Here is a 10948-nt window from a genome sequence, read left to right as displayed (position 1 = left end):
GGATCGTGCCTCGCCGCCCGGCCGGTCGCGGTGGTGGTCAGTCGCGGAACGCGTCCTTGACCTTCTCCCCCGCCCCCTTGAGGTCGGACTTGGTCTGGTCGGTCTTGCCCTCGGCCTCGGTGCTCCGGTCGCCGGTGGCCTTGCCCACCGCCTCCTTCGCCTTGCCTGCGAGGTCCTCGACCTTGTTCTTCGCCTTGTCGGTGGCGCTCATCGCGTATCCCTTCCGATGTGGTGGTCGCGGTCCGTGATGTCCGCGGGCCGACACCGAGGCGATAGCCCGAGTCCGGTGCGGTAAACCCGACCAGCGAAATCGGGGTCGGCTGCGCGTCAGGCCAGGACGACGATCTTGCCGGTGTGCGCGCCCTCCTCGAGCCGATGGTGCGCTTGGACCACGGCGTCGAGGGGGAGCACCGAGTCGATGACCGGCCCTGGCTCACCGTCGCGGATGCCCGCCTCCAGGAAAGCGGCCATGCGCTCGGCCACGACCGGGTCGAGGGTGTGCTCGAAGCTGCGGTACGGCTGGACCGTGACCTCGGGGTCCGGCGTGGGCCTGCTGTCGAGGAAGCCCGCGGCGATCACGGTCGCGCCGGGGGGGCGGCGGCGGCGAGGAGATTCCGCCGGCCGGGGCCGCTGATCAGGTCGAGGACGATGTCGGCGCCGGTTCCGGTGTGGCGGCGGACGGCCTCGGCGACGTTCTCGCGGTCGGTGGCGACGACGGCGGCCGCTCCCGCCGCCGGCAGCTCGCCGGTCTTCGAGCTCTGCCGGGTGACGGCGATGGGCACCGCGCCGAGCCGGGCGGCGACCCGCAGCGCCGCCCGACCGACGGCCCCGCTCGCCGCGCTGACCAGGACATGATCACCCGGTCCCGGCATCACACCCGAGCGCATCATCGAGTCCAGCAATTCACCGCGAACCCCTCGATCCGAACCCGCACCTCCCCCGCCCCCGGCTCGACCACCGGCTCCTCGACGATCCGTAGCACCTCCGGCCCGCCGAACCGCCCGCCGGATCCGGCTTCCTCGCCGACTGCCCCACCCGGCCGGCGGTCGAGACAATCGCCGACAAGTGGACCGTGCTCGTCCTCTTCGGGCTCAGCGCGCAGCCGCGCAGGCACGGCGAACTCGTCGCCCTGATCGGCGGGATCTCGCGCAAGGTGCTCACCCGGACGCTGCGCCGGCTGCAGGGCTACGGCCTGGTCGAGCGCACCGAGCTCGCACCCCGCCGGGTCGAGTACACCCTCACCGAACTCGGCCGCACTGGTCGAGCCGATCGACGTCCTCACCACGTGGGCCAGGGACAACGGCGGCGCCATCGCCGACTTCCAGGAGAACAGCGCGGGCCGAGCGCTACCGGCCGATCCAGAGCCCGGCCGGGGCGACGGCGAGCCCGGCGTCGGACAGGCCGAGAATGCCGGGCGGCGCCGCGCGCACGCCGGGAATGGCGTGCACGGCGGGCATGGCGGTCATGGTGTCCCATTCGTGGTTGCCCCAGGAATCGGACGGGAGGAAGCGCAGGCGGGTGTCGAGGCCCGGTTCGCCGTCGATGGTGACGCGGTAGTGATCGTCCAGGAACTGCCAGTCGGCGTTCAGGTGCGGGGTGAGGTACCAGGCGACGTCCGACCGCAGCACGATGCCGCCGGGGGTGGTTCCGGTCCAGCCGCCGCGCAGGGCGGCGATGGTGTCCCGCTCGATGCGCAGCCAGCCCAGGTCGGCCGTCTCGGCGGCGGTGGCGTACTCGACGTTGAACTCGATGGCGGCCAGGGTGGTGTGCATGGCGGCGGCGAGCCGTTCGACGGCGTCCCGGAAGCTGACCAGGGACAGCCGGGCCAGCTCATCCACGGCGGGGGTGGGTTCGGGCAGCCCGATGCCGAAAGCCGCCCAGGTCTCCGGCGATTCGTAGACGGAGACGTCGGCGGATTCGGAGATGGTGACCGCGCGGATGTCGCGGCAGACCGCGGTCATGGCGGCGGTCACGGTGTTGATTTAGCCGGGGTTGACGCCGCTGATGTACAGCGAACTGCGGCCGCGGGCGCAGGCTTCGCGCAACCGGGTCTCGATCTCGCCTCGGACGCCGCCGAGGTTGAGCAGCAGGTTGGTGCTGATGACGTCGAGGCCGCTCGCCAGCAGCCGGGTCAGGTGCTCGAGGTCGGCCTGCTGCGGGGTGTAGAGGACGATGTCGGCGCCGCGGGAGAGCAGTGCGTCGATATCGCCGGTGGCGGTGATGCCGGTGTCGGGGCGTCCGCAGAGCGCCCCCGCGTCGAGGCCCGCCTTGTCCGGGGAGTGGGCGTAGACGCCTGCGAGCTCGAGGCGGGGGTCGTCGAGGACGCCGCGCAGGCTCAGCGAGCCGACCTTGCCCGTGGTCCACTGGATGACGCGGTAGGTGCTCATCGGGGCAGGACCTCCAGGATCTGGCGGGCGACGTTCGCGTGGCCCGCGACATTGGGGTGCAGCGGCACCGGGGCGCCGGGGTCGGGCACGGCGCCGGTGATCCAGTTCGCTCCGGGAGCGGCGCAGGCGTCATGGCCGCGGGTGGGGGGCTCGAGGTCGATGAAGCCGGCGCCGTGCTCGACGGCTTCGGCGCGTATGACGGCATTGACCTGGTCGATCTTGGCCTGCAGGTAGTCGGCGTCATCGGCCCGGGCGGGCTGCGCGCCGGGGCAGCCGCCCGCGCGGAAGCCCCGCGGGGACCGGAGCGGATTCACGAAGTGGTCCCGCTGATCCGGACGGTGGTGAACCGGCGGCGGTGGATCTGCCAGCCGCTGCCGGTGCGGACCAGTTCGTCGTCGTAGAAGCCGACGGCGTTCACACCGGATTCGCCGTCGGGCGCCATGATCACCGCGTCGACATAGCTGCTCGCCCGCGCGCTGTCGCCGGTCACGGTGGCGGTGATATTGGTGATGCGGTGCAGGGTGTGCCCGGCCATGTCGTGGGACTCCCGCATGAAGGTCAGCACCTCCTCGATGCCGTTCCACGTCCCGATCGGGCCGTAGTCGAGGACGCAGTCGGGGGTGAACACGGTGCGGAACAGCGCCCAGTCGCGGCGGTCGATGCCGGTGGCGTAGCGGATCAGCACGTCGCCGATGGCGCGGTGGTCGGTCATCGCGGGTCTCCGTTCGGGTGGACGATGACGCGCGCGGGGCCCCGCGAGCGCCGGACCTGGTCGAGCGCCGCGGGCACCTCGTCCAGGCCGATGACGGCGCCGACGCTGGGCAGCGGGTCCAGGGCGCCCGCGGCGATGGCGTCGAGGGTGCCGTACCAGTCCTCGGGCATGGGGCCGCCGCCGAACTGCACGTTCACGCCGGTCCGGGTGGCGGCGGTGATGTCGAGGGCGTCGCCGGTGTACCAGCCGCCCGCGCAGGCGATCCGGGTCCCCATGTCGGCCTCCGCGATCAGCCGCTGGATCAGCCCGGGGGCGCCCGCGCACTCGAAGACCACGGCCGACCCCCACAGCTCGCGCTGCGCGCGGACCGTGCGCCACACCTCGAACGGGGACTCCAGGGCCGGGTCGACCAGGATGTGCGCGCCGAACGCGTCCCGGGCCAGTTCCCGGCGTCCCGCGTCGAAATCGGAGACGACGACGGGTTCGATCCCGCGGCGGACCAGCGCGGCGACGACGGAGAGCCCGATGGCCCCCGCGCCGATCACGAGCGGGATCTCGCCCGCCTCGACCCGGGCATTGCGCACGTAGAACTCACCGACCGCGAAGGCGTCGGTCAGCGCGGCCGCGTCGGGATCCACCGCGCGCGGCACCTCGCGGGCGAGCACCTCGGCGACCACCAGCTTCTCGGCGAAGCTACCGGGGAAGTCCGGGTGCTGGCCGATGATCCTGGTCCCGCCCGCCCCGCCGTCGACCAGGCGGATCGGGATCGAGGTGACCCGCGTCCCCACCGGGAAGCGCCCCGTGCAGCCCGGTCCGTGCGCGATCACCTCCCCGACGAACTCGTGTCCGAGCACCACATCGCGGTCCGGGTCGTAGCGGGAGCGGCCGGTCGGGTCGTCCGTCCCGGCCTCGGGGTTGTCCATGTAGTGGACGTCGGAGGCGCAGATCGCCGTGCTCACCACCGACACCAGCATCTCCCCCGCTCCCGGCTCCGGGTCGGGCGTCTCCCCGACCGACAGGCGGTTCGACCGCAGGATCACAGCGCGCATGAACTCTCCTGGACTGCACTTCTCGAATATGCGAGAATGGTTCTCTGATTAGCGAAATGAGCTTACGATTCCGGAGAAGGAGGAGTCAACGGTGCGCGGATCAGCTCCGACCTCGCGGGTGCTCGACATCGTGGAGTTGCTGGCGGGAGCCGGGGAGGAGCGGCTGCGGTTCTCCGACGTGGTGCACGCCCTGGGGCTGACCCAGGCGACCGCGCACGCCATCCTCACCACGCTGTGCGAGCGCGGCTGGGCGGTCCGGGATCCGCTGGACAAGACCTTCGCGCCCGGCCCTGCGCTCACCGCGCTCGCCGCCGCGGTACAGGCGAGCCGCCCGCGGGCCGCGCTCGCCCGCGCGGCCGCCGCCGAGCTGGTCGCCGAACTCGGGTACGCCGCCTCGGTCGTCGAGCGCGTCGGCGACCACCTGGTGATCACCGCGTTCCTCGCCGGGGACGACGACCGGCGCCCCGCCCGCCCGGGCGAGCGCATCCCCTACGCCCCGCCCTTCGGCGCCGCCTTCGCGGCGTGGGCACCCGCCGCCGAGCAGCGGGAGTGGATCCGCCGCGCAGGCGGCGACGCCGCGGTGACCGCGCGGCTCGAACAGATCCTGGCCCGCACCCGCGCCCGCGGCTTCGACGTCGACTGGACGACCCCGGCGCTGCTGCAGGCCGCCCAGCTGGTGGAGACCCTGGACGAGGAGGGGCTGCCCCCGCACGTGCGGCGGATCATGGACACCCTGCTCGCCGAGTTCACCTCCATCGGCTACCTCTCCGACGACGACCCCGGCCGCGAGTCCCGCCCGGTCTTCAGCATCACCGCCCCGGTGCTCGACGATCGCGGGGAGGTCGCCATGATCCTCGGCGCGCACCCGCTGCGCGCGCTGGACGCCGCACGGATCGCCGAGGTGGGGCAGCGCGTGATGCGGGGGGCGGGCATCTGACGGAGTGGTAGCCCCGGATCGGCTCGGCGACCGGGCGCCGCCCGCTCAGCTCGGCGCGGCCATCGCCTCGATGCGCGCCAACGCGATACCGAGCACCGGCAGGTACGCGGGCGCCCACAGCGGGGCCGACATCCACGCGATGCACCCGGCTGCGGCCGGGTCGACGCCGTGCGCGGTCGCCGGAACGCCCGCGACCGCCCAGGACCACCGGCGCCCCGGCTCGACATCGGTGATGACGAAGGGCAGCGGTACCCCGACCGCCGTCGTCACGGTGCCGCGGGCGCCCTCGGCCACCCGCCCGCCGTCGATGGTGGCACCGCGCACCGTCGGGCCCCAGCGCGGCCAGGCCGCGAGGTCGGTGAGCAGCGCCCACACCGCCTCCGGCGCCGCCCGGATGTGCCTGCGCACAATCCAGCGCCCGTCGCGCAGCATCGGTCTCATCCGTCCATCCTCCACCCCTCGCCCCGCGCGGAGGCTAGACAGCGGTGCGGCCACCGTCCGCGGGCAGGATCGCGCCGTGCACGAACGCGGCCTGATCGCCGACGAGGAACCCGATGGTCTCGGCGATCTCCCCGGCCTCGGCCACCCGCCGCGCCGGCGCCTGCGCACCGAGCGCCTCCAGCCGCTGCGCGCCGTACTGTCCGGTGGTGCCCTCGGTCCGCGTCGGCCCCGGCGCCACCGCGTTCACCCGCACGCCGTGCGGGCCGTACTCCGCCGCCCACGACTTGGTGAGCAGCTCGAGCGCCGCCTTGCTGGACGCGTAGACCGCCGATCCGGCGGTACCGAACGAGGCGACCATGGTGGAGACGTTCACGATCACCCCGCCCCCGCGGGCGGCCATGCCCGGCGCCACCGCGCCGACCAGGAAGAACGGTACTTTCACATTGATGGCGTAGCAGGCGTCGAAGTCGTCTTCCGCAATGCCCGCCGTCGCGCCGAAGACCGCGATGGCGGCATTGTTGACCAGGATGTCGACCGGTCCGGCGAGCTCATCGGCGGCCCGGGCCAGCGCCTGCGCGTCGGCGGCGCCCGCGAGCTCCGCCCGCGCGAACTCGGCGGCGCCGCCTGCGGCCCGGATCCGGCGGACCACCTCCTCGCCGCGGGCGGCGTCGCGCCCGGACACCACGACGTGCACGCCCCGCTCGGCCAGCAGAACCGCTGTGGCGCGGCCGATCCCGCTGGTTGCCCCGGTGACCAACGCGACTTTCCCGCTCAACGACACCGCCCCATCCTAGGTGCCGGACGCCCGCCCGGATCCGGCGAACCGGGGGGCTGACCGGCGAACTGCTTGTTTCCGCGGTGACCGGGTATCCGCCTCGGATGGGCAGCATGATCAAGAAAGCAGAGCATTTGCAGTACGCCGACCTCGGCGCGGCGGTCCGGCTGCGGCGGGACGAGTCCGAGGTGGTCGGCGAGCTCGTCGGCTTCACCCTGACCAGGGAGACCGACGTCGAGTTGGAGCTGAACGTCGCCGTGCTCGACCCGGCCGAGGTCACCGCCTGCGTGGAACCGGGCAGCGCCGTGGAGCTGCGCGGCGACCGCTACGAGGGCGACGATGCCGACCCGGAGGGGTGGAGCAACGCGGTGTGAGCCCGCGGTGGTGCGACCGGGATGCGGCCGCACCACCGGGGGTCACGCGGCGGCGGACTCCTCGGCGGGCGCCGCGGCCGGGGCCGCGGGTACCTGCGGGATCGTGACGGTGGCGACGACGCTCGCGATGGCGATCCCGAAGCAGGCGACGGTGTACCAGAGGCTGCCGACGGGGTCGCCGTCGGCGGTCACCCCGTCCACCGCCCCGAAGTAGTCCGGCAGCGCGGCACCCCACAGCACCGCCATCACCACCAGGTAGACGATGGCGTACCACTGCACGAAGGCATTGCGGTCACCGCGCACGGCGGAGGCCCCGGAGCGTAGCTCCGACCAGCGGCGCCACAGCAGCACCACCGCGACCACCGACAGCACGACCAGCTCCGCCACGTACACGAACCCGCGCACCGTGTCGCCCGCGATGCCGATCACCGTGGCGGGCAGCGGGAGCAGGAAGGTGCCGACCGAGGCGAGCAGCCCGATCACCACGGTGCGCCACACCAGCTGCACCCCGGTGAAGGTGGTCCCGGCGTCGACGTGGCGGCCGACGAAGTACTGCACACACAGCGCCAGCGACATCGGCCACAGCGCGGCGAAGACCACCACGCTCGGAATCGGGACGGAGTCGAAGAACGGCTGGTTGATCGGGTTGTCCAGGGACCACTCCCACCAGCGCAGCTGCGGGCCGATGTGGTCGAAGATCTCGTAGAAGGCGTGGTGCACGAAGCCGACGCAGGCCGCGCCGAGCAGCACGCCGTAGCGGCGGAACACCCCGAGCATCCGGACGATCTCGAAGGCCAGCGTCGCCATCAGCGGGTAGATCGCGACGATGTAGAGCGGCAGCCGCCCCCACAGGAAGTCGACGGTGAAGACGTTGTGCGCGAACATGGTGTCGACGTGCTCTTCGATGCCGAAGGCCGCCGGGAAGTACAGCGGCGGCTCGATCACGAACAGGTAGGCCGTCGCGCCGAACCAGAGCACCAGGTTGGTCGGGTCGCCGTGCCTGCGCAGCCGCAGGATGGCGTAGACCAGGGCGAGGACCGAGCCGAGCACGATGGTCAGCTCGAGCACCGGCAGCGTCCAGTTCTCCAGGGCGGCCGGGTTGCGGAATTCCACCAGGCCACCGGCCTCGGCGCACGAGAAGCCCAGCCGCTCGGCGAGTTCGGCGAAGGTGGGGGCACACAGGTCGCTCATCCGTTCACCGCCATCGGCTCGGCGGCCGCGGTGTACCAGCGGGTGCAGTCGTAGCCCGCGTCGTAGCGCGCGAACCACTCACCCGCCAGCGCGGGCAGCTTCTCGTGCTCGGGGTTGTGCCCGGGCAGCTGGCTGCGGAAGACCCCGGACAGCGCGGTGAACTGCTCACCGCGCGGGAGGCCGTCGAAGGCGCGCGGCATGGGCCCCTTGGTCAGGTAGGGCGCGAAGGCGCACAGCACTTTCTGCTTGAGCCGGTGCGTGGCGAACATCGACAGCGCGTCGACCTTGCGCTGGGCCAGCGGAACGTGCTGGTTGAAGCCAGAGCAGGCGATCCGGATCACCTTCATGACGTGCGCGAAGATCGACGGCGCCATCCGCATCCGGTACACCTCGTTGCCGACCAGGGCGTTGAACAGGATCAGCGCCGAGCTGCGGTGCTCGACCTCCTCGACGAAGTGCCAGAGGAACAGCGAGGCCACCCGGTCGTCGCCGGGGCGGAACAGCGTCGCCTCGTGGTCGAGCATGAGCTTGAAGACCGGCGTGAAGGTGGCCTCCAGGTCGGCGGTGTAGGCGAGCCGGTAGTCGGTGGAGGTCGCCTCGGTGAGCAGGTCGAACTCGCCGATCACCGCGTCCAGGGTGTTCTGCAGCCCCGGGTACTGCGCGATCAGCGCCTTGACGTGCTGGCGGTGCGCGGTCGAGTGGTGGCCCTCCTGCCGCATGAACGCCACCGCCTCCGCCGCCACCTCCGGATCGGTCATGACCGGCTTGAGCTGCATGATCAGCTTCACGATCATCTTCTCGAAGCCGACGGCGAGGAACGAGACGGCGTTGGTCATGCTCGACCAGGCCGGGTTCTGCGGATTCCAGCAGAAGGGGACGGCGGCGGTCTCGAAGCCGAAGTCCATTTTCCGGGGCTGTAACTGGGTCACGCCGTCACCATACACAAAACCGAGCGACTGTATGATGACTTTCGCGCTGGTATCGTCCGACCGGTGGCGCGCAGACGCGGATGGGGTGGCAGTCCGCCGGTCGACGACGAGGACGCGCAGCGGCGCATCGTCGCCACCGCGGTCGAACTGATCGGCGCGACCGGGGCGGCGATCAGCATCGCCCAGGTCGCCGAGGCGCTCGGCGTCATCCGGCAGACGGTGTACCGCTACTTCCCCACCGCCGAGGCGCTCATGACCGCGGCGGCCATCGCCTCCGTCGACGGATTCCTAAATCGGCTGACCGCGCACGTGGCCGGGCTCGACGACCCCGCCGAGGCAATGACCGAGGGGGTGCTCTTCACCCTGGTCGAGGTGCGCCGCACCCCGCACCTGGGGCTGCTGCTGTCGAGCTCCTACTCCGGGCGCGACCCCGACAGCCTCACCTCCGAGCAGGCCCGCACCTTCGGCATGACCATGATCCGGCGCTTCGACGTGGACTGGGAAGCGCACGGGTACGACGAGGGGGCGCTGCACGAGCTCGTCGAGTACGTGCTGCGGACCATGCAGTCGTTCTTCGTCTCCCCCGGGAACCCGCCGCGCGACGAGGAGCAGCTGCGCCGCTACCTGCGCCGCTGGCTGGGTTCCGCGATCGTCGCGCAGTCCGACGTCGTCCCGGGCCGGGTGCGGTAGGCGGGTGGCCGCGCACCCGGTCCGGCGTGCGCCGCGCAGTCGCGGCTACCGGGCGCGCACGGGTCCTCGATTCACACCCGGACCAGTTCGCCGGAGCGCACCCCCGCCAGATCGTCGACCAGCGCGGCCACGGTCTCCGCCGCGCACACCCGGTTGTCCCCCACTCCGCCGACCGGCCCCCGCTTGGCCCAGCCGGTGACGTAGAGCCCGGGCACGACATCGTCGGTGGCGGGGTCCACCACCCGACCCGCCCGGTGCGCGACCGTTCCTCGCTCGCTGAGCGGGACGCCGCGGATCGGCGTCACCTGGAACCCGGCGGCGCTGACCACCGAGTTCGCGCCGAACGTGCGGCCGGCGCGCGTCGAAACCCGCAGCGTGCGCCCATCGGCGATCTCCAGCCCGGTGGCCTCGCTGCCGAAGGAGAAGACCACGCGGGTGCGGCCGCGGGCGGGCGGGTCGGCGATGTCGACCGCGGGAAGCGCGGCGATGTCGCGGACGAACGCGCTCGGCGCGGCCCGCGGCGTCAGCCCCGCCCGGTCCGTGGCCAGGTCGACATTGCGCAGGTGCGCGAGCTTGTGGAAGACCGACGGGGTGAAGGCGACCCGGTCGGAGCGGGAGAGCACCAGGATCTGCTCGACCGGCCGCCCGCCGGGGTTCACCTCGTCGCGGGTGACGATGTGCCGCACCAGGTCCATCGCGACGTTCCCGCCGCCGACCACCAGGCAGCGCGGGCCCAGATCACCGGCGCCCGCGGGAGCGGGCAGCCCGGCGTTGTCGGCGGCGATGATGTCGATGGCGTGGTGGAAGCCGGGGATCCGGCGGTGGCTCTCGTGGCCGAGCGTGCGCGGGCGGGTCGCCCCGCAGGCCAGCACGACGGCGTCGAACTCGCGGCGCAGCTCCGCCACGGCGATGTCGACGCCGATCTCGGTGCCGAGCAGCACGGTGACCCGGTCGTCGCCGAAGGGCTTGCCGAACAGCGCGATCATGTCGCGCACCCGGCTGTCGGCGTGCGAGACGCCGCGGCGCAGCAGCCCGCCGATCTCCTCGTGCTTCTCGAACACCGTGATCCGCGCCGAGCCGGAGCGCTGCAGGATCTCCCGCACGGTGTACAGCGCGGCCGGGCCCGCCCCGACCACGGCGATACGCTGCGGCGCGGGCAGCGCACGGTGGCCGGTGTCGCGCGGCGCGGGCACCCGCGGCGAGCGCGGCCTGCCGCGGAAGAACTCCTCGTTGATCCGCGCGAAGGGCAGCTCGGTGCTGGTCAGGTCGAACTCGGACTTGATCGCCGACGCCGGGCAGGCCTCCACGCAGGCGGTGCAGTCGATGCAGGTGCGCGGGTCGATGTGCAGGGTCGCGGCCGTCCCGAAGCCGGGCTCCCCCGGCGCGGGGTGGATGCAGTTCTGCGGGCACACCTTGACGCACGAGGCGTCCTTGCAGCAGTGGCCGAGGATCACATGGGTCAC

General features: G+C 72.5%; 14 protein-coding genes and 2 pseudogenes. 4 read left to right on the top strand and 12 right to left on the bottom strand.

The window, feature by feature from the left end:
• Positions 1-37: 37 nt before the first annotated feature.
• From ACFUUZ_RS17310 to ACFUUZ_RS17300, 3 genes are all read right to left on the bottom strand, one after another.
• Entirely contained in the window at positions 38-211 is a 174-nt protein-coding gene (locus tag ACFUUZ_RS17310; RefSeq protein WP_378697228.1) for a CsbD family protein, read from the bottom strand.
• A 116-nt stretch (positions 212-327) separates the two neighbouring features.
• Positions 328-579 (bottom strand): zinc-binding dehydrogenase, encoded by a 252-nt coding sequence (locus ACFUUZ_RS17305; RefSeq protein ID WP_378697226.1) that lies wholly within the window; start codon positions 577-579, stop codon positions 328-330.
• Positions 576-872 (bottom strand): zinc-binding dehydrogenase, encoded by a 297-nt coding sequence (locus ACFUUZ_RS17300; RefSeq protein WP_378697224.1) that lies wholly within the window; start codon positions 870-872, stop codon positions 576-578. The genes ACFUUZ_RS17305 and ACFUUZ_RS17300 overlap by 4 nt, the downstream gene beginning before the upstream one ends.
• A gap of 200 nt (positions 873-1072) precedes the next feature.
• Between ACFUUZ_RS17300 and ACFUUZ_RS17295 the strand changes: the two are divergent.
• Positions 1073-1198, top strand: a pseudogene (locus ACFUUZ_RS17295) (winged helix-turn-helix transcriptional regulator); the annotation flags it as partial.
• 148 nt (positions 1199-1346) lie between these two features.
• Here the strand turns inward: ACFUUZ_RS17295 and ACFUUZ_RS17290 are convergent.
• From ACFUUZ_RS17290 to ACFUUZ_RS17275, 4 genes and pseudogenes are all read right to left on the bottom strand, one after another.
• Positions 1347-2387, bottom strand: a pseudogene (locus tag ACFUUZ_RS17290) (hypothetical protein).
• Positions 2384-2701, bottom strand: a complete 318-nt coding sequence (locus ACFUUZ_RS17285) for a GDSL-type esterase/lipase family protein (RefSeq protein ID WP_378697222.1) — start codon at positions 2699-2701, stop codon at positions 2384-2386. Before ACFUUZ_RS17285 ends, ACFUUZ_RS17290 begins: the two are co-directional and overlap by 4 nt.
• Complete coding sequence (locus tag ACFUUZ_RS17280; protein WP_378697220.1) at positions 2698-3099, bottom strand: nuclear transport factor 2 family protein; 402 nt, start codon at positions 3097-3099, stop codon at positions 2698-2700. Before ACFUUZ_RS17280 ends, ACFUUZ_RS17285 begins: the two co-directional genes overlap by 4 nt.
• Positions 3096-4148: an alcohol dehydrogenase catalytic domain-containing protein gene (locus ACFUUZ_RS17275; protein ID WP_378697218.1), complete on the bottom strand. Its 1053-nt coding sequence runs from the start codon at positions 4146-4148 to the stop codon at positions 3096-3098. Before ACFUUZ_RS17275 ends, ACFUUZ_RS17280 begins: the two co-directional genes overlap by 4 nt.
• Before the next feature lie 91 nt (positions 4149-4239).
• Here ACFUUZ_RS17275 and ACFUUZ_RS17270 point away from each other — a divergent pair, with 91 nt between their 5' ends.
• Complete coding sequence (locus tag ACFUUZ_RS17270; protein ID WP_378697216.1) at positions 4240-5085, top strand: helix-turn-helix domain-containing protein; 846 nt, start codon at positions 4240-4242, stop codon at positions 5083-5085.
• A gap of 45 nt (positions 5086-5130) precedes the next feature.
• Here ACFUUZ_RS17270 and ACFUUZ_RS17265 read toward each other — a convergent pair whose 3' ends face one another.
• Positions 5131-5526, bottom strand: coding sequence for an SRPBCC family protein (locus ACFUUZ_RS17265; protein WP_378697214.1), 396 nt, complete (start codon positions 5524-5526; stop codon positions 5131-5133).
• A gap of 34 nt (positions 5527-5560) precedes the next feature.
• Positions 5561-6307, bottom strand: a complete 747-nt coding sequence (locus ACFUUZ_RS17260) for an SDR family NAD(P)-dependent oxidoreductase (RefSeq protein WP_378697212.1) — start codon at positions 6305-6307, stop codon at positions 5561-5563.
• Between the two features lie 107 nt (positions 6308-6414).
• Between ACFUUZ_RS17260 and ACFUUZ_RS17255 the strand changes: the two genes are divergently transcribed.
• Positions 6415-6675, top strand: a complete 261-nt coding sequence (locus ACFUUZ_RS17255; protein WP_378697210.1) for a hypothetical protein — start codon at positions 6415-6417, stop codon at positions 6673-6675.
• A gap of 42 nt (positions 6676-6717) precedes the next feature.
• Here ACFUUZ_RS17255 and ACFUUZ_RS17250 read toward each other — a convergent pair whose 3' ends face one another.
• Both ACFUUZ_RS17250 and ACFUUZ_RS17245 read right to left on the bottom strand, forming a co-directional pair.
• Positions 6718-7866, bottom strand: a complete 1149-nt coding sequence (locus ACFUUZ_RS17250; RefSeq protein WP_378697208.1) for a hypothetical protein — start codon at positions 7864-7866, stop codon at positions 6718-6720.
• Positions 7863-8795, bottom strand: a complete 933-nt coding sequence (locus tag ACFUUZ_RS17245) for a metal-dependent hydrolase (protein ID WP_378697206.1) — start codon at positions 8793-8795, stop codon at positions 7863-7865. The genes ACFUUZ_RS17250 and ACFUUZ_RS17245 overlap by 4 nt, the downstream gene beginning before the upstream one ends.
• A 63-nt stretch (positions 8796-8858) precedes the next feature.
• Between ACFUUZ_RS17245 and ACFUUZ_RS17240 the strand changes: the two genes are divergently transcribed.
• A complete protein-coding gene (locus ACFUUZ_RS17240) occupies positions 8859-9485 on the top strand; it encodes a TetR/AcrR family transcriptional regulator (RefSeq protein WP_378697204.1) in 627 nt (208 codons plus the stop codon).
• Positions 9486-9556: 71 nt separating this feature from the next.
• Here the strand turns inward: ACFUUZ_RS17240 and ACFUUZ_RS17235 are convergent, their stop codons facing one another.
• Positions 9557-10948: an FAD-dependent oxidoreductase gene (locus ACFUUZ_RS17235; protein ID WP_378697202.1), complete on the bottom strand. Its 1392-nt coding sequence runs from the start codon at positions 10946-10948 to the stop codon at positions 9557-9559.

The organism is Nocardia sp. NPDC057353 (assembly GCF_042667085.1).
Classification (GTDB): domain Bacteria; phylum Actinomycetota; class Actinomycetes; order Mycobacteriales; family Mycobacteriaceae; genus Nocardia.
Note: the sequence above shows the minus strand (reverse complement) of the source record. Positions and strands in the feature narration are given on the sequence as shown.

Coding starts and splice junctions, on each gene's coding strand:
- ACFUUZ_RS17310 (WP_378697228.1), bottom strand. CDS start 211: ATGAGCGCCACCGACAAGGCGAAGAACAAGGTCGAGGACCTCGCAGGC.
- ACFUUZ_RS17300 (WP_378697224.1), bottom strand. CDS start 872: ATGCCGGGACCGGGTGATCATGTCCTGGTCAGCGCGGCGAGCGGGGCC.
- ACFUUZ_RS17280 (WP_378697220.1), bottom strand. CDS start 3,099: ATGACCGACCACCGCGCCATCGGCGACGTGCTGATCCGCTACGCCACC.
- ACFUUZ_RS17275 (WP_378697218.1), bottom strand. CDS start 4,148: ATGCGCGCTGTGATCCTGCGGTCGAACCGCCTGTCGGTCGGGGAGACG.
- ACFUUZ_RS17265 (WP_378697214.1), bottom strand. CDS start 5,526: ATGAGACCGATGCTGCGCGACGGGCGCTGGATTGTGCGCAGGCACATC.
- ACFUUZ_RS17255 (WP_378697210.1), top strand. CDS start 6,415: ATGATCAAGAAAGCAGAGCATTTGCAGTACGCCGACCTCGGCGCGGCG.
- ACFUUZ_RS17250 (WP_378697208.1), bottom strand. CDS start 7,866: ATGAGCGACCTGTGTGCCCCCACCTTCGCCGAACTCGCCGAGCGGCTG.